This is a genomic window from Leeuwenhoekiella sp. H156 (assembly GCF_052218455.1).
In the GTDB taxonomy this organism is placed as follows: domain Bacteria; phylum Bacteroidota; class Bacteroidia; order Flavobacteriales; family Flavobacteriaceae; genus Leeuwenhoekiella; species Leeuwenhoekiella parthenopeia.
The window spans coordinates 2078227-2101158 of sequence record NZ_CP197499.1 but is presented as its reverse complement, the minus strand read 5'-3'; the positions used below and the strand labels follow the sequence as shown (position 1 = coordinate 2101158).

Here is a 22932-nt window from a genome sequence, read left to right as displayed (position 1 = left end):
ATAATTTGCTGTGAAAGAGCTGTTAAACCAGCGTTCTACTACCTCGTGTCTTTATAAATTTAAACCAAAATCCAATACTATGAGTAATGCTGTAGAAGCCTGGTTAGAAAAAGATTCATTTTCTTCTAATGTGACCAGAGGTTTAATATCCGGTGTTTTAGGCGGGCTTGCCGGCACACTGGTTAAAACCGCAATTGAGAAAGTACTTCCTGTACGTAAACCCAACACGCGGTCTGCCCAGGTTAAGCTGGTAGATGATCTTTCGGTCAAACTTACCGGTGAGCGCATCAGTGAAACCAATCACGAGCTGGCAGAACAATTAATAAACATACCTTTTGGAGCCAGTCTGGGTGCTACTTACGGCTATGCCAAAAGGGATAAAGGTGAAATAAGTATTCTTGAAGGCGCTGCATACGGTGCTACAACCTGGATAGGTACCCACGAGACCTCGCTGCCTTTATTAGGACTAAAAGATAAACCCACAGATATACCCCTGAACGTTCAGATTAATGAACTGATAGCGCATGTTGCCTTTGGTATAACAACCGAAGTTATTCGCGGGTATGTAGCCCGAAGATTAAAAGAGTAGATTTATAAAATAAGAAAACCCGCTAATTCCCTAATCTTAGCGGGTTTCTATTATACGCAAAGCACTAACCACTTTACGTCACCAATTTTCGTTAGGATTTTAAAAGCCTGACCTCACCTGCAGCAAGAGCATCTTCCAAATCGATACTTACCTCACGCACCACATTAAAAAACTTCTTGCCGTCTTTCAGTTTTACTTCGATCTGAGCAACGCATCCGTTTTCCATTTTTACTTCGGTTACCTCAACCTCTTTGTTGATTAGCGATTTATGATTGGCAATCCCCCCTCGCTTGATGATAAAATTACTTTTGGGGAAGTTGATGTGCGAGTAGGTAGCGTGTGAAGGGCTTGCGATCTTAATCACATCGCCTGCTTTCAACTGCGGAGTTTCACACGTGTTTTGTGCCTGTACAGTTGTTAATCCCAGTGCCATTGCGGCAATTGCTATAAATGTTTTCATACGACTATTTTTTTAAGATTACTTACTAGATGTAATACCATCTAAAGAGCAAGCCGTATGCCACTACCTGGGCCATTTAGCTGAATAAAATTATAACTTATTGAATTTCAATTACTTATTTTCAAATAAGCTGAAAACGGAATGAACAGCCGGTGAGTAAAAAAGATCCGGCCGGGTAAGAATTACCCGCTATTCCTTGAGCTTTTCGCGTAGTGTTTTTCGGGTAATCTGAAGAATTTCTGCAGCTTTGGTTTTGTTGTTTCCGGTAGCCCGAAGCACTTTTTTGATGTACTTACGCTCCATTTCTGCGAGAGAGGTAAGTGCATCTTCCGGCATATCAATAGCATACTTTAAATGATCGGGAAGGTCTTTAACCTGTATGCTTTTATTACACATAATCACTGCGCGCTGTACCACATTTTCAAGCTCCCTGATGTTGCCCGGCCAGGAATAGCGTTTCAGCACTTCTAAGGCTTCGGGTTCAATTTTCAGGTAACGGTCTTTGTATTCTAAACCGTATTTGAGCAAAAACATATCTACCAGTAGCGGCAGGTCTGTCATGCGTTTGCGCAGGGGCGGAATATGGATCTCCACCACACTCAGGCGGTAATACAAATCTTCCCGGAAGGTTTCTTTTCGGATCATCTCAGCCAGGTCATTATTTGTAGCAGCTATGACCCGTACATCAATTTTTTCAGGTTTGTGCGAACCCAGCGGAGTCACCTCCTTTTCCTGTAAAACCCTAAGCAAACGGGCCTGCACAGCCAATGACGCATTCCCGATTTCATCTAAAAAAATAGTCCCACCCTGTGCGGACTGAAATGCGCCTTTACGGTCTTTTTCTGCCCCCGTAAAGGCTCCTTTTTTGTAACCAAATAATTCTGCTTCCAGTAAAGTCTCAGGGATTCCGCCGCAATTCACAGGTACAAAGGGAGCCGCCGCAAACTTACCCTGATAATGTACCGCACGGGCAACCAGTTCTTTTCCGGTTCCGCTTTCGCCACTAATGTAGAGCGTAGCCTTATTGTCTTTAACCCGGTCAATCACCTCAAGAACTTCGCTCATTTCTTCTGAAGAACCAATGATTTCACCATACGCATCGCGCTGCACCGGTTGACTTGGTATTTTAGGTTTTGCCCGGGAAGCTGAAAGTGCTTTGGTAACGGCCTCTTCGAGTTCGTCGCGTGTAAAAGGCTTCGTCAGATATTCGGCCACGCCAGACTTAATAGCTTTGAGGGAATCCTGTACCGAAGGAAAGCCGGTCACGATAAGCTTCGGCAAATCGGGATAATGCTCAGAGACAAATTTGATGAGTTCAAAGCCGTCTATCTGCGGCATTTTTAAATCGGTGATCAACAAATCGACCTGAGAATCCCGTAGAATATTCACCGCTTCCTTAACCGAAACTGCTCGATAGGTATGGTAATTCCAGCGGTGTAGATGCCGCTGAAGCAGTTCTAAAATATGCAGATCATCGTCTACAATTAATATGTTTTCTTTATTTAATCGCATATTCGTCTTTGGGCAGGCGCACGGTAAAAAGCGCACCTTGATCTGGCCTGTTTTGAGCCGTTATACTTCCATTATGGCTGGTTACAATACCGTGTACCACACTTAAACCAAGACCTGAACCTTCACCCGTGGGCTTGGTGGTAAAAAAGGGCTGAAAAACTTTCTCCAGCGCTTCCGGGCTGAGCCCCGGTCCTTCATCGCTGATTTCAAAAACCACGTTTTCATCCTGCTGTGTAATCTTAATGCCTACGAGGCCCTTTTTAGGCGAAAAGTAAATCGCGTTAATCACCAAATTTATGATTATTTGAGTCAGCTGCACCGCATCTACTTTAAGCTTAATGGGGTCCTGTTCTGTATAAAAATCATAACGCACCTGTTCTTTTTTAAACGCGGCATCGAGCAAATCGAGTGCATCCCGCACTACCGGGATAATGTTCACTTCCTTTTTTTCCTGCGGAATGGCGTGCGCAAAAAACATCAGTTTTTTAACCACCTCACGCGAAAACATAGCATTTTTGATGATTTTATCCACGTCGGAAACAGCAGGATCGTGATCACTCAGATTATCGCGTAACAATTCGGCGAAACCCAGAATATTTGCCAGCGGCGTATTTAACTCGTGCGCAATACCTGCGGTGAGTTCACCAATAATCGTAAGCCGGTCTGCGTGCTCCATCTGCTGCCGCAGCAACAGCTCATTTTGTTTGATCGCCAAACGCTCGAGATAGTCACCAATTTTTAAAGCAATGTTGTCTATAAGCGGCTGCTCTTCCGGTAAAAAATCAAGTTCGGTTTTGTTAAGGTATACACAGATGGTACCGGCCTCTTTTTTAAAAAGCTGAATGGCACTGGTGAGTTTTTTATCGGTTTTTACGCTTCCGGTCTTTACGGAAAACGTTCCCTGCTCAATGACCACTTCGGTATCTTTCGGATATTGAAATCCAATTTTGATACTTTGCGCGATACTGCTGTAGGTTTCCTCGTGATTGGTCTCGTCGGCATTTACCAATATGGATGAAACCTCATACAGGCAGGTCAATTCTTTTATACGTTCTTTCAAAGCTGCTTCTATGCTGTTCATAAGCCGATCTTAGAGATCGTCTAAGTTAAACATCCTGTTTGTGTAAGACCAAAACTTTAGCCTTAAAATACCCGCATGCTCCTATCCTAAGCAGCGCTTTGTTTCGCGAGCTTTTTCGATTTATAAAAAATAAGTACCTGCAGGGCGATCCCGATGACGATCAAAAAGAAAATCTCCAGATTCGCCAGCAGATTACTTACATCAAGGGATTTTTGAGACTCGCGGGTGAGACGCCTGCTTTCGCGTACCTGAATTTCACTCAGCTCCAGCAAATTTTGCTGAAGGGCAGCGAGTTGGTCACTTTTTCGTTTCCGGAGTTGAACATCAGTCTGTGTTGAAGGATTTCGATCAAGCCCTTCCAGAGTATTGAAATCGTTTTTAAACTGTTTAAGCAGATTGTATTCGGCCGGTGTAAGCTTGGTCGCTTCAAATTTGGAAAGAATCTGAGAAACGCTCTCTGTTTGTTCAGAACCTGAATTGGTGGTTTGAGGCACAGTATCGTAGAGCTTGAGTTGCCTGGTATGCAATTCCCGCGAAATTGAAAAAATGTAATCCTGCACCAGCACCCGATCTTCAAACACCTCATTCATATTGGTCTGAGCGGTTTTAAAATGATACTGATCAATGCGATTTGTAGCCAAAACGAGCAGGAAAACCACAGCCAGTGCCAGAATGGTATTGATACGACGGGCGGTATTTAAAGACTTAGCCATTACTTAGAGATTTGAGTTACTCATTAGTAAGCAACTATTCCTCCAAAAGAACGCCAGAATTTGAAATTCATAATAAAATACTGATTATCAAAATTTTAAAAAAATGCTTATTCCTATACCGAATAATCAGCCGGGTAATTGCTATACGTATCGGGTAAATTTTACCCGGAAAATACAGCTGCTATTTTTAACCCTTAGAAGCTTTGTGCTTATAACTGAAGGTTTTCAAATTAAGTAGATAGGGCCCTCAAGCGGCATACTTCCATCAAAAACTCAATTACAGCCCGATTTCTTATCAATTCTGTAAAACCTGCCCGTAATTTTTTAGAAATCAATACGTACTAAAATAAGTATTTATACTTATATTTGAACTTTAAATACGTAGCTCATGAAAAAAGTCATCGTTATTGGTAATGGAATGGTAGGGTATAAGTTTTGCGAAAAACTAGCTGCACATCCTGATTTTGAGGCCTTTCAGGTCGTTGTTTTTGGAGAAGAGCCGCGTCCTGCTTACGACCGGGTTCACCTTAGTGAATATTTTAGTGATAAAACCGCAGACCAGCTCCTGCTCGCCGGCAGGGATTGGTATGCCTCTAAAGGGATTGCACTTCACACCTCAGAACTGGTTACCGCAATTGATCTGGAGGCTAAAACGGTAACGACTCATAAGCAGACCGTATATGAATACGACAACCTCATCCTGGCCACAGGCTCGGCGCCATTTGTTCCACCCATAAAAGGAGCAGATAAAAAGGGCGTGTTTGTCTACCGTACCATTGAAGATCTCGATGCGATGAAGGCCTACGCTGCCAAACTTAAGTCGGGTGCTAAGGCTGCTGTTCTTGGGGGTGGACTTTTAGGTCTTGAGGCCGCAAATGCCGCTAAAGAACTGGGGCTTGAGGCCCATGTGATTGAGTTTGCACCGCGCCTGATGCCACGCCAGCTTGACGATGCCGCAAGCGCGATGCTTCAGGCTAAAATAGAAAGTCTGGGTATAGGCATTCACCTCAGCAAAGCCACCCAGCAAATTGCCGGGGACGAAGCCATAGCACGTATGGAATTTGCAGATGACACCCATCTGGATGTTGATATGCTGATTATTTCTGCGGGGATTCGGCCACGGGATGAACTGGCACGCGCCTGCGGGATTCAGGTAGGTGCACGGGGTGGCATTGTGGTTAATGAAAAAATGAAAACCTCAGACCCCCACGTATTTGCAATAGGCGAGGTAGCCCTGTACAATGACGGTATTTACGGGCTGGTTGCTCCCGGTTACGAAATGGCCGATGTTGCGGTACACCAGCTTACAGACGGTAGCAAAAGTATGGCGGCCTCCATTGATATGTCTACCCAACTCAAACTCATAGGCACCGAAGTGGCGAGCTTTGGTGATCCCTTTATTGAAAATGAAGAAGTAGCAGCTATCACCTACGTTAACAAACGCAGCGGCATTTACAAACGCATCAATGTTGCCCGCGATGGTTCGCGTTTGTACGGTGGTATCTTAGTTGGCGACTCTTCCGATTACAACAGCCTGTTTCAGATTTACTATAATGCGATGAAGCTGCCCCAGAATCCCGAAGATCTTATTTTGGGTTCCCGGGGTGGAGACAGCAATATTCTGGGAAGCGTGCTCGATTTGCCCGATACCGCTCAGATTTGTTCCTGCGAAAGCGTTTCAAAAGGAAGTATATGCAAGAGTATTGAAGAAGGTACCTGCTCTGATCTTAAAGACGTGATCAAATGCACCAAAGCCACCACCGGCTGCGGCGGCTGCAAGCCTATGGTTGTCGACCTCGTCAATGAGACCCTTAAGGCTTTGGGCAAAGAAGTAAAAGATACCGTTTGCGAGCATTTTAAATACAACCGCCAGGAGCTTTATGATCTGGTCAAAATCAAACAGATCAAGACCTTCGAAGAGGCCCTTGCCCGTCTGGGCAGCGGTTGCGGTTGCGAAATCTGCAAACCCGTAATGGCATCGATTTTCTCGAGTGTTTATATGGATACCGCAAACAAACAACCGGTGATTCAGGATTCTAACGACCGTTTTTTGGCCAATATACAGCGTAACGGGACCTACTCGGTAGTTCCGCGTGTTGCGGGTGGCGAGATCAGCCCCGAGAAACTCATCGTTTTGGGCGAAGTAGCCAAAAAATACAACCTGTACACCAAAATCACGGGTGGTCAGCGCATTGACCTCTTTGGAGCACGTCTTCACGAGCTTCCGCTAATCTGGAAAGAACTTATTGACGCCGGCTTTGAGAGCGGTCACGCCTACGGAAAATCGCTGCGTACGGTTAAAAGTTGTGTAGGCTCAACCTGGTGCCGTTACGGTATGCACGAGTCGGTCTCCTTTGCTATCGAGATTGAAAACCGCTATCGCGGTTTACGCTCTCCGCATAAACTGAAAGGCGGCGTAAGCGGTTGTATTCGTGAGTGCGCCGAAGCCCGGGGCAAGGATTTTGGACTCATCGCGGTAGATGGTGGATGGAATCTTTACGTATGCGGTAATGGCGGGGCAACTCCCAAACACGCCATTTTACTGGCCGAGCAACTGGATGATGCAACCTGCATCAAATATCTCGATCGTTTCCTGATGTTTTACATACGCACGGCAGGTCCTTTAGTGCGTACAGCACCCTGGCTTGAAAAACTGGATGGAGGTATCGAGTACCTGAAACAGGTAGTTATTGAAGACAGTCTGGGTATCGCCGAAGAACTCGAAACCGAAATGCAGGGACTTGTAAACAAGTACGAATGCGAGTGGAAACAGGCTATTGAAGATCCTAAACTGGCCTCCCGATTTAAACATTTTGTAAACTCAGACGACGTAGACGACACGGTAGAATTTGTGTCGCTTCGGGATCAAAAAATGCCACGCCCCTGGTAATAACCTCAAGCTTTTAACATGGAAGAATTACTAAATAACTATACCAGCGTTTTTCCTGACACCGCCACGAGCTGGGTCAGGGTAGGTCATACTTCAGATTTCCCCGAAAATGGAGGAGCCTGCGTAAAACATGGAAAACTTCAAATCGCGGTTTTCAATTTCAGCCTGACTTCAAAATGGTATGCCTGTCAGAATTTGTGTCCGCACAAACTCGAGATGGTCTTATCCCGGGGGATGACCGGTGATGCAGACGGCATTCCCAAAGTGGCCTGCCCCCTTCACAAAAAAACCTTTTCACTCGAGGACGGTTCTAACCTTAATGGCGAAAGCTATCAAATTGCAACCTATCCCGTAAAAATTCAGGATAATATGGTGTATATTGGTTTTAGTGATAAATAAACCAGGCCCATGACAGTATTGGAGCAGGCATTTGCCGCCATAGACGCTAAAAACGCAGAAGACCCTAACTACGAACTCGTTGACGGAGAGCAGGTCCCCAAAGAACTGCTCTACTCGCGGCGTATGAGCGCACGTTTGCAGGATTTTGACCCCGAGGCTCCTGAAACCTTGCAAATCGCAGCCCGCGCCCAGCATATTTGCCGTTGGCAGATACCCCGGGACTCTTATCCTATGAATCGTACCGGATATCTCAAATGGCGCGAAGACCTCAAAAAGATGCACGCTTCTATCACCACGGGTATTCTTGAAAACCTTGGTTTTACTGAAGAATTCAGAGATCGCGTGGCCTTTTTGATTCGAAAAAAATTACTTAAAAAAGATGAGGATTCTCAAAAGCTTGAAGACGTAATCTGTCTGGTTTTTCTGGACTATTATTTTGAGGATTTTGCCAAAGGACATCCGGAAGAGAAAGTAATTGATATCCTTCAGAAAACCTGGGCCAAAATGTCTGAAGCTGGCCACAAAGCTGCGCTTTCCCTCGACCTGAGCCCAAAGACCCGCGAACTCGTAACCAAGGCCCTGACTTAAAAATTGCAGATGGCCACATTAGACCAAAAAACCTTTTCCAAACTCCGGAAGCTTTACATCATCGCACTAAGCCTTATTGCGCTATCGGTAGTGGCAAGCCAGGTTTTGGTTCGTAAATTTTTAAACGATCAAACGGCAGACTCTACCGTCATCAACATCGCAGGGCGCCAGCGTATGCTGAGTCAAAAGATTACTAAAGAAGCCCTGCTCCTCACCCGCCCTGGTGACAGCGCGAAGATTCAGGCCCTGCAAGACAGTCTGAGCGCCACCCGCACGCTTTGGCACAACAGCCATCTCGCACTGCAAAACGGCAGTGACAGCCTGCATATTCCGGCAGTCAATACAGCCCGTATCAACCAGCTTTTTGATCAGATCAATCCGTATTTTGAGTCGGTCTACGCAGCTTCGGCACAATTGCTTTCCGCAGAAAATACTACAGATGTAAACAGTCTCAGCGCTTTAAACACCATTTTGGCAAATGAAGCCCCGTTTTTAAGGCTGATGGACCGTATTGTAAATCAGTACCAGTATGAGGCCGATGCCAAGATTGAGCGGTTGCGCACCCTTGAGATCCTGCTAATGGGACTTACCCTGCTCCTGCTTTTAGCTGAATTCATTTTTATTTTTTGGCCTACGGCGAAAGCGGTACGCACCGGGATGTTTGATCTTATTACCGCAGAGCGAAAGGCTCAAAAAATGGCCCGTGACGCCGACGCTTTAGCCGAATCTAAAGAAAAATTACTTTGGGAATACCAGGCACTAAGCCAGGCGATGGACCGTACCCTGTTTTTTGTACGCACAGACCTCAACGGAAACATTCTGCACGCGGGCGACCCGTTTATCAAACTCTTTAAACCCAAAAATCTCGAAACTCAATCCAGACTTTCTGATGTTATCTCTACCCACGAGCCCGAAAAGCAGCGTCTGGAGCAACTTTTAAACGAACACAAACGCACCGGCTGGCAGGGAGAGATCAGCGCCACCCCAAAAGAAGGGAACCGTCGTTATTTTGAAATGTCATTGCTTCCGTTTTTAAAACATAAAGAAAATCATCAGTTACTCATCATTTTTATAGACATCACCAAGCGAAAAGAGGCACATGATGAGATTGAACGGCTTACCAAATCCCACTTTGAAGAGCGCATCAGCCAGCAGAAAAACGTTTCGCGCCAAATCATCGAAAATCAGGAGCGTGAGCAAAACCGCATTGCGCGTGATCTGCACGACGGCATTGGCCAGATGCTTACGGGGCTTAAATTTACCCTCGAAAGCATAGACCTTAAAGACCCTGAAAAGGCACAGGCCAAAATCACCCATCTTAAAAACCTTTCGCTGGATATTATTAAAGGCATACGCACCGCCACCTTTAACCTTACTCCGCCTGAGCTTACAGACCATGGGCTTATTCCCGCTTTGGCAAAACTCACAAAAGAACTCAGCAACCTCACCGGCAAGCACATCCAATTGCACAACAAGACCGATTTTAACCTGCGGCTAGACAGTCTGGTGGAGATTAACACCTACCGCATTACCCAGGAAGCAATCAACAACGCCTTAAAATACGCAGGCTCTAAAATTATTATGGTAAGCGTTAGGCACAGCAAAAGCATGCTCAGCATTACCATAGACGACGACGGCAAAGGTTTTGACCCTTCCGGAATTGACCTTGAGAACCGCGAAGGTGGCGGAATGGGTATGACCTTTATGCACGAGCGTATGAACTACATTAACGGAAGACTTTTCGTAAATTCGGAGCCGGGAAAGGGAACACGCATTGTGCTCAACATCCCCATAGATTAAACGCTCAATATGGAAACCGAGAAGCTCAAAGTCGTACTTGCAGACGACCACGTCCTGGTACGCGACGGCATTAAAGCACTGCTTGAAGACCAGCAGGATATTCTGGTAATTGATGAAGCTTCAGACGGCAGGGAAGCCCTTGAAGTCGTGCGCAAGCAAAAACCCGATTTACTCATTGTCGACATCCGAATGCCCGGGCTTAACGGTATTGAAGTCGTGCAGCAACTGCGCGATGAGGGACTTGATCTCAAAACCCTGGTGCTTTCTATGCATGACAGTGAGGAGTATGTGCTACAGTCTATACAGGCCGGTGCAGACGGGTATTTGCTCAAAGGTTCGAGCAAGGAAGAATTTCTAAAAGCCCTGCACACCTTACAACAGGGGGATAAGTATTTTGCCGGGGAGCTGTCATCTATCATCATCAACAATTTTGTGACCGGCAAGGCCCCAGCTCCGATTCAAAAACCCAAAGCCTCTATTGTTGATGCCTACAGCCTTACCAAACGCGAGCGCCAGATCCTGGGACTGGTACTTGAAGGCAAAAGCAACAAGGAAATTGGCGAAGACCTCAACATCAGTAAGCGTACGGCAGAAGTTCACCGCTTCAATTTGATGAAAAAGCTTGAGGTTAAGAATCTTATGGAGCTGGCAAACAAGGCTTCCGAATTCAATTTGATGTAAATCTCTAACTATTTTAATCTGCATTTTCAGAAATTGATAATAAAACGGATTGAAATTTTAATATTCGTATTTCTTCAAGACTACGTATTATAATTAAGTATTACTACTTATTTTTGTAAGTATAAACACTTAATTATGACACGTACATTCACTTCCGCAAAGGCAACCCGCCTTAATTTGAAAGATTTTACCAGCGTTCCTATGCGAACGTTTTGGATTACTTCGGTGGCATTCTTTTTATGCTTCTTCGCATGGTTTGGTATTGTTCCTTTTATGCCCGATGTCGTACGGGATCTGGGGCTTTCTCCCAATCAAAAATGGAATTCTGTGATTCTGGCCGTTGCAGGTACTGTATTTGCCCGTTTGCTAATAGGTAAACTTTGCGACAAATACGGCCCTAGATTGTGCTATACCTGGTTGCTCCTGCTGGGTGCAATACCCGTTATCCTGTGCGGGCTGGTACAAACTCCGCTTCAGTTTTTAATATGCCGGTTATTTATAGGCTTTATCGGCGCCAGCTTTGTAATCACACAGGTGCATACCTCGCTTATGTTTGCCTCTAATATCGTAGGAACCGCCAACGCCACTTCTGCAGGCTGGGGTAATCTGGGTGGTGGTGCAAACCGTCTGGGGATGCCGCTTATTGCAGCTGCCGTGATCGGTATGGGTGTTGCCGAAGCAGACGCCTGGAGGTACTCGCTTATCATCGCAGGAATTATCTGCTTCCTGATGGGCATTGTCTATTACTTCTTTACTCAGGATACGCCCGAAGGTAATTTTAGCGAACTCCGCGCAGCCGGTAAAAAAGTAAAAGCCGGTAAAAAGGACGAAGTAGGCTTTATGGAAGCTTTAAAAGATTACCGGGTATGGATTCTCTTTGTGGTTTATGCCGCCTGTTTTGGTATCGAATTAACCGTTTACGGCACTATGGATGACTACCTTCAAAACACCTTCAGCCTTGATCGCATCACGGCCGGTAATATCGTGCTTTCTTTTGCCCTGATGAATATTTTTGCCCGCACGCTGGGAGGCTATTTTGGAGATAAATTTGGTAAGCTGAAGGGATTGCGCGGCCGGGTGCTCTTTTTGGTTGCTATTCTTGCCCTGGAGGGAGTTATGCTGGTTACCTTTTCAGCCATCACAAGTTTAATTGTGGGAATTGTATTTCTGGTAGCCTTTAGCCTTTCGGTACAAATGGCTGAAGGAGCAACCTTCTCGGTAGTACCGTTTATTAACAAGAAAGCCATAGGTTCTATTTCAGGTATTGTTGGTGCCGGGGGTAACGTAGGTGCATTTCTCGCCGCCTTACTGTTGAAATCGAAAGCCGCCGTGGCTGAGCAGGCAGCCATAAATGCCAATGCCGGTGCAGCTGAAGAAGTGGTAAAACTGGCTCAGGCAGAAGCAGCAGCAACAGCCGTATCAAGCGGTTATTTTCTCATTGGTGTTTTAGTATTTCTAGCAGGAGTTTTGGCACTTGCCATCCGCTTTTCAACCGCTGACGAAAAATCTGCAGCCGAAGAACTCAGCTACGATTTACCCGAGCAGTTAGTGCCATCAAATGCATAAAATTCACCTGCTTAAAATCCGTTTTCTGCATTTTTTCTGAATCAGATTCCATTTTTCGTAAATCACAATCTGCTGCTTTGATTATCTGGAAAAAACAATAAACTTAGAGTTGGCCGGGGGCTTCAGCAGGCAAAGCGAAAAGCTGCTGCTGAAGCCTTCAGGCTCTATAAATATCCTGTAAGTACACAAACCATGCCCGAAAAAGTCTTAAAATCTACCTGTTCGTATTGCGGCGTGGGCTGCGGTCTGCTCATCACCAAAGACGCCAAAAACCGCATTCAGGTAGACGGTGATCCCGATCATCCTGTAAACCGCGGGATGCTTTGCTCTAAAGGCCGCAACCTGCATTATGTGGTAAATGATACTTCAGACCGGTTGCTGTACCCACAAATGCGCTGGAGCCGCTCACACCCGCTGGAGCGCGTAGACTGGGACACCGCTCTGGACCGTGCCGCCCAGGTTTTTAAAAGCATTATCGAAAAGCACGGACCCGATAGTGTGGGCTTCTACGTTTCGGGACAGTGTCTTACCGAAGAATATTACATCGCAAACAAATTAGTCAAGGGATTTCTGGGCACAAACAATATTGACACCAACTCCAGGCTGTGTATGAGCAGCGCGGTTGTGGGCTATAAAAAAACCTTCGGGGAAGATTCTGTACCTATTTCGTATGCAGATATTGAACTGGCCGATTGCTTTTTAATAACCGGTGCTAACCCGGCTTATTGCCATCCTATTCTCTACCGCAGGCTTGAGCAGCACAAAGAGAAAAACCCCGATGTGCGGGTTATCGCAGTAGACCCGCGACGTACCGATACCGCTGCAGCCTCAGATTTGCACCTGCAGCTCATACCGGGCACAGACATTATTTTATATAATGCCATAGGCAGGCGCCTGCTTCAGCAGGGGCTGATTGACAAAGACTTTATAAACAACCATACCGAAGGCTTTAATCAATACAAAGAGCAGGTAAACAAGTTGTCGCTTCGGGAAGCTTCAAAACTCTGTGGCGTTCCTATGGCAGACATAAAAAAAGCCGCAGACTGGATTGGAATCTCCAAAGGATTCATCAGTATGTGGGCTATGGGCCTTAACCAAAGCGTGGTAGGTACCAATAAAAATTTCGCTTTACTTAATCTCTCACTAATCACCGGACAGGTAGGAAAACCCGGTTGCGGACCTTTTTCACTAACCGGGCAACCCAATGCCATGGGTGGGCGTGAAGTGGGCGGAATGGCCAATCTGCTGGCGGTACACAAAGACCTTATGAACCCGGAGCACCGGAGTGAAGTCGCACAATTTTGGGGAGTAGAGTCTATCTCACCCAAACCGGGCTACACCGCTACTCAAATGTTTGAAGAGCTCGAAACAGGAAAACTCAAAGCTATTTGGATCATCTGTACCAATCCTGCAGTAAGCCTGCCCGATGTAAACCGGGTAGAGAAAGCCCTGAAAAATGCCCGCTTTGTAGTCGTTCAGGATATCTCTAACCGTTCTGATACGTTGGCCTATGCAGACCTGGTGCTTCCGGCGGCAGGCTGGCTCGAAAAAGAAGGCACCATGACCAATTCTGAACGGCGCATCACCTATTTACCCAAAGCAGTCAATGCGCCGGGAGAAGCCCGTCCTGATGTAGAAATTTTATGTGATTTCGCCCAAAAAATGGGCTTCAGAGGTTTTAATTTTTACAATACCGAAGAGATTTATCAGGAATACTGCACCATGACCCGTGGTACCAGTATCGACATTTCGTATCTCAATTACGACCGGCTTAAAACCGAAGGAAGCTTTCAATGGCCGGTAAATGAATACCGCCATCCCGGGACTCCGCGCCTTTTTGAAGACCGCAAGTTTTACACGCCCTCACAGAAAGCCGTTTTTAATATTCCGGCAACGGTAACGAACCGTTCGATAAAACCCAGCGCGGCTTTTCCGTTTATACTTACCACGGGCAGGGTACGCGATCAATGGCATACGATGACCAAAACGGGCAAGGTTTCCCGCTTACGTACCCATTATCCCAAACCCGTGCTTGAAATTCATCCCGCTGATGCTTTCGCCCTCAATATACGCGAGGGCAATCTTTGCGAGGTGAGCAGCGAGAACGGTAACGTACGGGTGACCGCCCGGCTTACCGACAGCATACGCAAGGGAGTTGTATTTTTACCAATGCATTGGGGTAAAAAACTCAACTCGAGTCTCAACCGCACCAACAACCTGACTCAGAATATGGTTGACCCGCAGAGCAAGGAACCCGATTTTAAGTTTACGGCCGTTAAGGTTGCCAGATACCAAAAGAAACCGGAGAAAATTGTGGTGGTGGGCTCGGGAGCCGCAGCGTTTCGGTTTGTACAGAATTACCGCGACCTGAATAAAGACGATCAAATCAGTGTTTTTTCGAAGGAAGAGCATCCCTTTTACAACCGTGTTTTACTGCCCGAATACATCACCGAAGCACTCAGTTGGGAACAACTCCTCAAGGCCAAAAGTCATCAGCTCAAAGCCCTGAACATTAAAATCCATTCCGGAAACCCGGTCGTACAGATTGACCGGGAATCCCGAACCCTAAAAGACAGCCGCGGTATTTACCACACCTATGACAAACTTATCCTGGCTACCGGAAGCCGTGCTTTTGTTCCGCCTGACGCACGCCTGGATCTGGAGGGTCGCTTTACGATGCGCGATAAGGAAGATGCCGATCGTTTTAAGGATTACCTGGCGAAAACAGGCATTCCGCCGGAGCAGCAGCGTGTGGTCCTTGTAGGCGGCGGCCTCCTTGGGCTAGAACTGGCAGCCTCATTAAGACATAAACAGGTAAATATTACCATCGTGCAACGCTCCTCCTACCTGATGGAACGCCAGCTTGACACCGTTGCCAGTCGCTTGTTGGCTCTTGATGTGCAGCGGCGCGGTATATCGGTCTATTTTGACAACGAGGTAAGCACCGTATTTCCGGGCGACGAACCCAAAACCCTCGAGGTGACCCTAAAGAGCGGTAAGCTGATCGAAGCGCACGCCATTGTCTATGCCATTGGCACCCAGCCCAACATTGAGATTGCCCGCAAAGCCGGTCTTGTTATGGGACGGGGCGTGAAGGTCAATGAATTTTTGCAAACCTCAGATCCTTCGGTTTTTGCACTGGGGGAAATAGCCGAGTTTCGCAATCAGACTTTTGGGATCACCGCTGCTGCCGAAGAGCAGGCAGCAATCCTGGCCAATTACTTATCCGGTGATATCAGCACTTCCTATGAAGGTTCGGTGCCTATGAACATACTGAAATTTGAGGATCTTGATCTCTGCAGCATTGGCACTATCAGCATCCCTAAAAACGACCCCGATTATGAGGAGGTGATTTTTATGGATGTGGCCCGGAATTATTACAAAAAGTGCATCATCAAAGACGATTTGCTGGTGGGTGCTGTGCTTATGGGCGATAAGAAAGAATTTGCCGAATTTAAAAACCTGATTGACAGCAAAATTGAACTTGCCGAAAAACGCGATCAATTGCTGCGCGGTAGTGCCAAACAAGCTCCCGTTCTGGGGCGCCTGGTGTGCTCGTGCAGTCAGGTGGGAGCAGGCAATATCGCCGATGCCATCGCAGGCGGCTGTACCGATTTTACGGCACTTTGCAACAAAACCGGCGCCGGCCTGGGCTGCGGAAGCTGCAAAACAGAAGTTCGCGAACTCTTAACCGAATCAACCCAATCTGTGTCATGAAAAACTATTCCAGAGTCATCGTAAAAGGCGGGGTGCTTGCCCCGGGTGAATTGAAAAGCATTCTTGAAGTGGCTGAGCGCAACGGCTTATCTACAATTGCCTTTGGCTCCCGGCAGGACATTCTGTTTCTGAGTGAAGATCAAAAAAAAGATTTCAAAACCGAAAATCTGGAAGTCGTACCCGCACACAGTGAAGGTGTTGAAAACATTGTGTCTTCGTATGTCTCAAGCGGAATTTTTGGCAGCACAGCATGGCTTACCGCAGACCGGTATTTGTATATTCTGGAGCAGTTTCAGGACAGCCCAAAACTTAAGATCAATATCACCGATCCACGGCAAAGGCTCGTTCCGCTGTTTACGGGGCATCTTAACTTTATCGCTTCAGAACACGAAGATTATTGGTACCTGTATCTAAGGTTACCGCATTGGGAAGAACAGCAACTCTACCCGGTTTTGATTTATAGCTGGGATCTGGCCCGCATAGCTCTGACTATAGAAAAACTGCTGCGCGAAGAACCCGGTAACGCCACCATGGTATTTGATCTGGTGATCGATTCGATAAGCCTAAACAGCAGAACCATCTCTCAGGCACTGCAGGTAGACTTTCAGCCTTTTCCCTATTACGAGGGAATGAACCGCCTGGCTTCCGGCAATTACTGGCTGGGTTTGTACTGGAGAAATAACCGCTACGATATCGCTTTTTTAAAAGCCCTTTGCGATTTATGTACCGAATCTCAAATAGGTAAAATCTCGCTTACCCCCTTTAAATCCTTTATTGTAAAAGGAATTCCTGCAGAGGATAAGCTGAAATGGGAAAAATTTCTGGGTCTTTTCGGTATAAATGTACGCCACAGTATGCTTGAGCTTAACTGGCATGTGCCTGTGGCCAATGATAAAGCCCTTCGGCTGAAGGAATTTTTGGTCAACGAATTCAACAAAAACGACATCAGCACCTACGGATTGACCTTTGGCATAACCGAATACCTAAGTAGTAAATACTACTTTACCTCGATTGTTATTGAAGTCAATAAAGCTGAAAACATCCCGGCAGACTTTGCCTACCGCGATACCTTTAACATCACCTATGCGCGGGATTTTGACCCCAATACCCGCGAATACGTCGTTTACGTTCAGGATGTGGATCAGGCAGAATTGCCCGGTTTGCTTATGGAACTGAGCCGGCTTTACTTTGAAAATCTGGGCAACACCACACGTACCGAAAAACCTGAAATTACAGATGAAAAGCCCAAAACTGAAGTCGAGGTTTACCAGTGCAATGCGTGTATGACACTTTACGATGTGCGCTATGGAGATGCGTTGCAAAATATAAAGCCCGGCGTAGCATTTGAGTCGTTGCCCGAAGATTACCGGTGTTCGCTATGTGAAGGGCCAAAGGATGATTTTGTAAAAATCACCCAGCTGACCGAAGCGCTCTAAACCTGCACGCTCAACTCCTGCTCCTGAAGCAGGTTTTGAAGTTTAGCCCGGTGGGCAACTACATGCCCCAAAACAATGATTGCAGGATTACCGAGCTTTAGATTTTGATAAACTTCGGCTATGGTTTGTACAGTTCCTATACCCACCCGTTCCTCTTTTCGGGTTCCGTTTTGAATGATGGCAACCGGCAGATCATGCTTGCCTTCCGCTTTAAAAACCGCAACAATCTCATCGAGTTTGGCTGTGCCCATAAGCACAATTACCGTGGCATTGCTTTTTGCGGCCAATTTGATATCGTCTGAAAGGCTGTGATCCCGGGTGGTTCCGGTAATTACCCAGAAGCTTTCGGCCTGCCCGCGTTGCGTAAGCGGAATATTCTGCAGCGCCGGTACCGCCATACTTGAAGATATGCCCGGTATAACTTCGACCTCTAACTTGTGTTGTAAAGCAAACTCCTGCTCCTCAGAACCTCTTCCAAATACAAAAGGATCACCTCCTTTTAAGCGCACCACCAGCCCTTTGGCATAAGCGCGTTGCACAATAAGTTCGTGTATCTGATCCTGAGCATAGGCATAACAGCCCTTGCGTTTACCTACAAAAATGAGTTCGGCTTCGGGTTTTGCATAGTCTAAAAGCTCCGGATTTACCAGGGCATCGTAGAGGATCACTGCTGCCTCTTTGAGCGCCTTAACGGCTTTTAAGGTAATGAGTTCGGGATCACCGGGACCGGCACCAATTAATACAAGTTTGGGAATCTTCATGACGATACTACTTAAAAGTTATATTGTAAATATATAAAAAACTACGTATTAATACGTTTATATACGTAATTAATTAGTCTTTATTTAGGTGTTTTCATAAAAATACGGTTTGGAAGCACATTTTATTAAGTATATATACTTAATATTTGATTTCTTGAATATCTTTGGCCGCACAAAAACACCTGAAAGCCATGAGAACATTAAAACTTGTATTCTTCTTTTTATGTCTAAGCCCCATAAGCCTGACTGCACAGGAATTTAAACTGGACGCCGATTTGAGGCAGCGCTTTGAATACCGACATGGTTTTGGAAGCCTTTTTCCCGACGATGCCGAGCCCGCAGCTTTTGTAAGACAACGTGCGCGGCTTAACTTCAGCTATGACGCAGAAGCCCTTAAACTCTTTGTGGCTTTTCAGGATGTGAGTACCTGGGGCGATACCCGCCAGATTTTGCCATCAGACGGCAACGACTCCTTTATGCTTTTTCAGGCCTGGGCAGAACTTAAACTGGGGACCAACTGGTCAACCAAGTTGGGAAGACAGGTTATTGCCTATGATGACCAGCGCATATTTGGCGGTCTCGACTGGGCGATGCAGGGACGTTTTCACGATGCCGCACTATTAAAGTATAAAAAAGAGGGGCTTATGCTTGATTTGGGTTTTGCATTTAGCCAGCAGGGCGAACCTTCTCTGGGCAACGTCTATGATGTTCCCGGTTACTTTACCTACAAAAGTCTTCAATACGCCTATTTTAAGAAAAGCTGGGAAAAATCGAGCTTAAGTATTCTGGCTCTCAACACCGGTTTTCAGGGGTTTAGTGATATCGAACGCACCCAGCCCGATGGCGTTTACTATACCCATACGCTGGGTACCTATTTCAGTTTTCCCATACAAGCGCTGGCTATAACCGGAAGCGCTTACTATCAATTTGGTGATGCCTATCCCGTGGATCAAAGCCTGTCTGCCTATCAGCTTGCACTTGATGCAGCTTATAAGACCGGAAAAACGACTCTTGGGATAGGTGCCGAATTGCTGAGTGGCTCAGATCAGGGCAGTACAGACCGTCGTTCTTTCTTCCCGCTGTATGGTACCAACCACAAATTTAATGGTCTGATGGACTATTTTTATGTGGGCAACCATGCCAATTCGGTAGGTTTAAACGATTTGCACGCGAGTGCTACCTTTCAAACCGGAGAGCAGTCTAATCTAATGCTTGCCGCCCATTATTTTGCCGCTAATGCAACGCTTGCTAATGATGCCGATTCGTATCTGGGGACCGAAATTGATTTGGTTTACACCCAACCGCTTCTTAAAAACGTCAAGCTGCAATTGGGGTATTCACACATGTTTGCTTCAGAAAGCATGAGCCTCATTAAAGGTGGAACGACTGCCGACAATACCAACAACTGGGGCTGGGCGATGCTGGTAATTAATCCCGAATTATTTAAACACAGTTTTAAAAACTAAAACCTTCATCTCTTTTTAAGACAGGAGTTGTTTTTTTCTCGTCCTGATTGAAGCTTCATATATATGGCATCAATCAGGATGAGTCATTTTAAGAGAAGTTATTGTAGCCTCACCAACCCCGAAGTCCCGATGCGTCGGAAGCGGAACCTGGATCTTTGTAGCCTCACCAGCCCCGAAGTGTCGGGGGAACCTGAATCTTTGTAGCCTCACCAGGAATCGAACCTAAGCCCCAGACCTGCCTATTCACAGTGGATTGTCGCTTTCGTCAATTTTCTGTTGACGATCTGTGAATTTGTAACCGTCTGATTACCAACTTTCAAGGTAAATTTAGTCATTTTTGTAAAATAAAGCATAAATTAAATCCTTTAATCAGAACTGTAGTATACTAAAAATACGAGTAAAAGAGATTCAGTCTTGAAAGTTGATTTCATACCGTGTACTACGTCCTTCACCTATGCATAGGAATAGTTTTTTTGCTGCCAAATCCTGAAGGTCGCGCGTTGCTGTAGCTTTGGATGCTTTGGTAAGGGCAATGTACTTTTTTGCCGTCATCCCCCCTTTAAACCCTTCCGGTTCTTCGTCAAGCATCCTATTAACTACCTTTAACTGACGCTCATTCAGGGAGTTTCTATGGCGATCAAAAAAACGAGCTTTTCTTAAAGTAAAAGAAACAAGCTTTTCTGCCTGAGATTGCGCTTCTAAAACAGTATTGACGAAGTAGATGATCCAATCGGTTATTTCATTGGACTGCTGCGCGTTTTTTAGAGCCTTATAATAGGCTTGTTTATCGTGCTCTATTGCTTTTGAAAGACTCAGCTGAATAGGGCGGTTTAAGTATTGAGATAGCGCCTTTTCAGATAATGCCTTCCTATTCTTCCATTACCATCTTCAAAGGGGTGAATACTTTCAAAATACAGGTGTGCAATTGCTGAACGGATAAGTGGCTTTTTAATAGGATTGGTTCCTTCAGGATGAGATTCATTAAACCACGTTACAAAAGCTTTCATTTCATTCGGAAGCAAATGGGAAGGCGGAGCTTCAAAATGGATCTTCTCCCTGCCCCAGCTACCGGATACTATCTGCATAGATTCAGAGTGCTTACGCCATTACCCGGTATTAATGCGTTTAGCACTCGCTAGCAGCATTCTGTGCCATTCGAATAATGCCAGGTCCGTCAAAGGTTCTGCAAAACTTTGCTTAACCCGCACCATTAAGTCCCCCACACCCCGCGCCATTGGGTCTTTGACCGTTCTGGGTGTACCATAACCCATATTGTTTCGTATAGAAGACATCACATCTTCCCGGCTCAGATATTCTCCCTCGATTTCTGACGTTTTAACAGCCTCAGCAACCATAAGAGATAAGATAGCTTCCATTTGCATCGTATCTGAAAGTCCTTCCAATATACCATTAACGCGACCAGCCCTTTGACTGAATTCAAAAAGCTTCTCTTCAATTTCACTTGTAGTATACTTAAAATTTGGCCAGTCTTTGTGTTGCCAGTTATACATGATGAGCCGATTATAGGTGTTAATCGGCTCAATTTTTTATCTCAGTCCATCTCAAAAGAAAATGTACTTTAACATTCTTCTTTAATTTCTAGAAAAAAGGCTGATAATATTATTGCAAGGAGAATAATTATAAGCTTATGAAAAGAAAAAACTAACGAACTCTACTTACCTAAATTGTATAATTTTAATATTTACTTAATTCATCTTAAGCAGATCCTTTTTGGCTCAATTGAAATAGTATTGTAAATACAAATGCATACAGGTAACTAACAATTGTTATTAGCACTTTTAGATCTATTTTTCAATCCCAAATTTTAGGCCTTTCAACTTTCATTGCTCTTAGATACGAGAGAAATTGTCCTGCGTGAACAGACTCGTGATATCCAATCCGAAACACATATTTTGCAAGATTTTTTTTAGCTCCATTTCCCGGGTGAATAATTTCCGTTTCTTTTAATTCCTCATCCGAAAATTGCCGGATACTTTCTAAAAATGTTTTCCTAAAAGGTTCTGCAAACTCAAGTTCATCCTTTAGGCTTATAAATGGTCGGTTTTCCCAAGGCGTTTTATAATTTGCCATATCCTCTTGATTGACAATCATATTCCAGCCATAATCAGCCTCTAAAACATGTCTTATCATTTCTGCCGCACTAATTGCCGCTCTGTCAGGTTTCCAGTTATTATAGTTCTCAGGTAGAGCTTTCCAAATTTTTATACTTCTTATCCGTATTTCTTTTAAATTTAAAATTATGAGCTCAGATAGGTTCATTGTTTTCGGGGAAATAGATTCACATCACTATTGACCATTACACCATTTATATTGCAGAAAATCTGGATAAATGAACTATAGCCATTTTGTAAAGGATAAGTTATTTAAAACCCGAATCCATATTTGAGTTTAAACCCAAAAGAAAGGGTTTTGATCTTATCTACATTGCCGGCTTGAGTAGTGAGTACACTATTACCTGTGAAATTCACCTCAGGTGCTGCATTGTATTCCAGCAAACGATTTGAGTTGGTATCATCAAACACATTGGTAAGCCCGTAATCCAGGTACACACTTAAATACACAAGACTGCTTTGTGTAACCGGTAACTTAAGTCCGGTTTCCACACTAAGCATCACGTTGGTTTTAAGCGCCAGGTCTTCAGCTTCCCAGCTATAACTGCCAAAATTTCCAAAACCGGCAAACCTGGGTGCCTCCAGCAAGGCATCGTACTGCTCATAATAACCCGCTGTGGTCAGTCGTGTGGCTTCGGCTTCGTACTGGCTTTCTGCAAGAATATCCAACTTAACCCCTGCCGAAGCAAATAAACGATTGGTTCCAGAAGTCTCATACTGAGCCAACAGCGGGATTTGAATGTATCGTGCGGTTTGGGTTTCGCGGTAATCGGTAAAACGATACCGGAACTCAAAAGCTTCAGCTTCGAAATCCTGTGTAAGATAAGCCCCGTTGATCAAGTCAAGCTTTGCATTACCGCGATAGGTTTGTAAAGCAACCCCGGTTCTCAGGCTCCATTTCGTTGAAAGGTAGCGGCCAAATTCGATACCAAAACCAACCCCATCATCTAGCGCTACTTTGTTGTCCACCCCGTCGTATTCCAAGATGGAAACGGGTCCGTTTACGTGCAGCAGCAACTCATTGGTTTGTTGCGCATGTAGCGGAATGGCTCCCAGTCCGAAAACAAGCAGCAATCCTTTTAAGTGGCTATTCATCTGCATATTTCTATTTCTAGCTATAAAAAACTTCATCTGTTACAGG

Annotated in this window: 20 protein-coding genes; 10 read left to right on the top strand and 10 right to left on the bottom strand. The window is 45.3% G+C overall.

The features are described 5' to 3' along the window. Positions 1–79 precede the first annotated feature (79 nt). Entirely contained in the window at positions 80–589 is a 510-nt protein-coding gene (locus tag ACSSS3_RS09170) for a DUF1440 domain-containing protein (protein ID WP_442847314.1), read from the top strand. A 91-nt stretch (positions 590–680) separates the two neighbouring features. Here ACSSS3_RS09170 and ACSSS3_RS09165 read toward each other — a convergent pair whose 3' ends face one another. The 4 genes from ACSSS3_RS09165 to ACSSS3_RS09150 all read right to left on the bottom strand — a co-directional run bounded on the left by ACSSS3_RS09165 (position 681) and on the right by ACSSS3_RS09150 (position 4355). After that, the gene (locus tag ACSSS3_RS09165) at positions 681–1049 is read right to left on the bottom strand and encodes a hypothetical protein (protein ID WP_442847313.1); all 369 of its coding nucleotides are present in this window, start codon (positions 1047–1049) and stop codon (positions 681–683) included. A gap of 189 nt (positions 1050–1238) precedes the next feature. Beyond that, a complete protein-coding gene (locus tag ACSSS3_RS09160; RefSeq protein WP_442847312.1) occupies positions 1239–2561 on the bottom strand; it encodes a sigma-54-dependent transcriptional regulator in 1323 nt (440 codons plus the stop codon). Beyond that, complete coding sequence (locus ACSSS3_RS09155; protein ID WP_442847311.1) at positions 2548–3642, bottom strand: sensor histidine kinase; 1095 nt, start codon at positions 3640–3642, stop codon at positions 2548–2550. The genes ACSSS3_RS09160 and ACSSS3_RS09155 overlap by 14 nt, the downstream gene beginning before the upstream one ends. A gap of 86 nt (positions 3643–3728) precedes the next feature. Beyond that, entirely contained in the window at positions 3729–4355 is a 627-nt protein-coding gene (locus tag ACSSS3_RS09150; RefSeq protein WP_442847310.1) for a hypothetical protein, read from the bottom strand. A 388-nt stretch (positions 4356–4743) separates the two neighbouring features. Between ACSSS3_RS09150 and nirB the strand changes: the two genes are divergently transcribed. The 8 genes from nirB (at position 4744) to ACSSS3_RS09110 (ending at position 17432) form a co-directional block, all read left to right on the top strand. Beyond that, positions 4744–7245 carry a nitrite reductase large subunit NirB gene (gene nirB, locus ACSSS3_RS09145; protein WP_442847309.1) on the top strand — a complete coding sequence of 834 codons (2502 nt, stop codon included), beginning with the start codon at positions 4744–4746 and terminating at the stop codon, positions 7243–7245. Between the two features lie 18 nt (positions 7246–7263). Further along, positions 7264–7644, top strand: coding sequence for a nitrite reductase small subunit NirD (gene nirD, locus ACSSS3_RS09140; protein ID WP_442847308.1), 381 nt, complete (start codon positions 7264–7266; stop codon positions 7642–7644). A gap of 9 nt (positions 7645–7653) precedes the next feature. After that, positions 7654–8232 (top strand): DUF4202 domain-containing protein, encoded by a 579-nt coding sequence (locus ACSSS3_RS09135; protein WP_442847307.1) that lies wholly within the window; start codon positions 7654–7656, stop codon positions 8230–8232. Between the two features lie 9 nt (positions 8233–8241). After that, positions 8242–10032, top strand: coding sequence for a type IV pili methyl-accepting chemotaxis transducer N-terminal domain-containing protein (locus ACSSS3_RS09130; protein ID WP_442847306.1), 1791 nt, complete (start codon positions 8242–8244; stop codon positions 10030–10032). A gap of 9 nt (positions 10033–10041) precedes the next feature. Continuing rightward, the gene (locus ACSSS3_RS09125) at positions 10042–10713 is read left to right on the top strand and encodes a response regulator (RefSeq protein WP_442847305.1); all 672 of its coding nucleotides are present in this window, start codon (positions 10042–10044) and stop codon (positions 10711–10713) included. A 135-nt stretch (positions 10714–10848) separates the two neighbouring features. Next, complete coding sequence (locus ACSSS3_RS09120; RefSeq protein WP_442847304.1) at positions 10849–12279, top strand: MFS transporter; 1431 nt, start codon at positions 10849–10851, stop codon at positions 12277–12279. Positions 12280–12471: 192 nt separating this feature from the next. After that, complete coding sequence (locus ACSSS3_RS09115; protein ID WP_442847303.1) at positions 12472–15996, top strand: molybdopterin-dependent oxidoreductase; 3525 nt, start codon at positions 12472–12474, stop codon at positions 15994–15996. Continuing rightward, positions 15993–17432: a rubredoxin gene (locus tag ACSSS3_RS09110; RefSeq protein ID WP_228228649.1), complete on the top strand. Its 1440-nt coding sequence runs from the start codon at positions 15993–15995 to the stop codon at positions 17430–17432. The genes ACSSS3_RS09115 and ACSSS3_RS09110 overlap by 4 nt, the downstream gene beginning before the upstream one ends. Here the strand turns inward: ACSSS3_RS09110 and cobA are convergent. Continuing rightward, entirely contained in the window at positions 17429–18193 is a 765-nt protein-coding gene (gene cobA, locus ACSSS3_RS09105) for a uroporphyrinogen-III C-methyltransferase (RefSeq protein WP_442847302.1), read from the bottom strand. The genes ACSSS3_RS09110 and cobA overlap by 4 nt on opposite strands. A gap of 191 nt (positions 18194–18384) precedes the next feature. Between cobA and ACSSS3_RS09100 the strand changes: the two genes are divergently transcribed. Beyond that, complete coding sequence (locus tag ACSSS3_RS09100) at positions 18385–19659, top strand: alginate export family protein (protein ID WP_442847301.1); 1275 nt, start codon at positions 18385–18387, stop codon at positions 19657–19659. Between the two features lie 408 nt (positions 19660–20067). Here the strand turns inward: ACSSS3_RS09100 and ACSSS3_RS09095 are convergent, their stop codons facing one another. From ACSSS3_RS09095 to ACSSS3_RS09075, 5 genes are all read right to left on the bottom strand, one after another. Beyond that, positions 20068–20247 (bottom strand): hypothetical protein, encoded by a 180-nt coding sequence (locus ACSSS3_RS09095; protein ID WP_442847300.1) that lies wholly within the window; start codon positions 20245–20247, stop codon positions 20068–20070. A 242-nt stretch (positions 20248–20489) separates the two neighbouring features. Next, positions 20490–20744, bottom strand: a complete 255-nt coding sequence (locus ACSSS3_RS09090) for a Fic family protein (RefSeq protein WP_442847299.1) — start codon at positions 20742–20744, stop codon at positions 20490–20492. A gap of 21 nt (positions 20745–20765) precedes the next feature. Next, positions 20766–21170 (bottom strand): DUF4172 domain-containing protein, encoded by a 405-nt coding sequence (locus ACSSS3_RS09085; protein ID WP_442847298.1) that lies wholly within the window; start codon positions 21168–21170, stop codon positions 20766–20768. 301 nt (positions 21171–21471) lie between these two features. After that, positions 21472–21939 (bottom strand): DinB family protein, encoded by a 468-nt coding sequence (locus ACSSS3_RS09080; RefSeq protein ID WP_442847297.1) that lies wholly within the window; start codon positions 21937–21939, stop codon positions 21472–21474. A gap of 104 nt (positions 21940–22043) precedes the next feature. Then, positions 22044–22922, bottom strand: coding sequence for an outer membrane beta-barrel protein (locus ACSSS3_RS09075; protein WP_442847296.1), 879 nt, complete (start codon positions 22920–22922; stop codon positions 22044–22046). Positions 22923–22932: the final 10 nt, after the last annotated feature.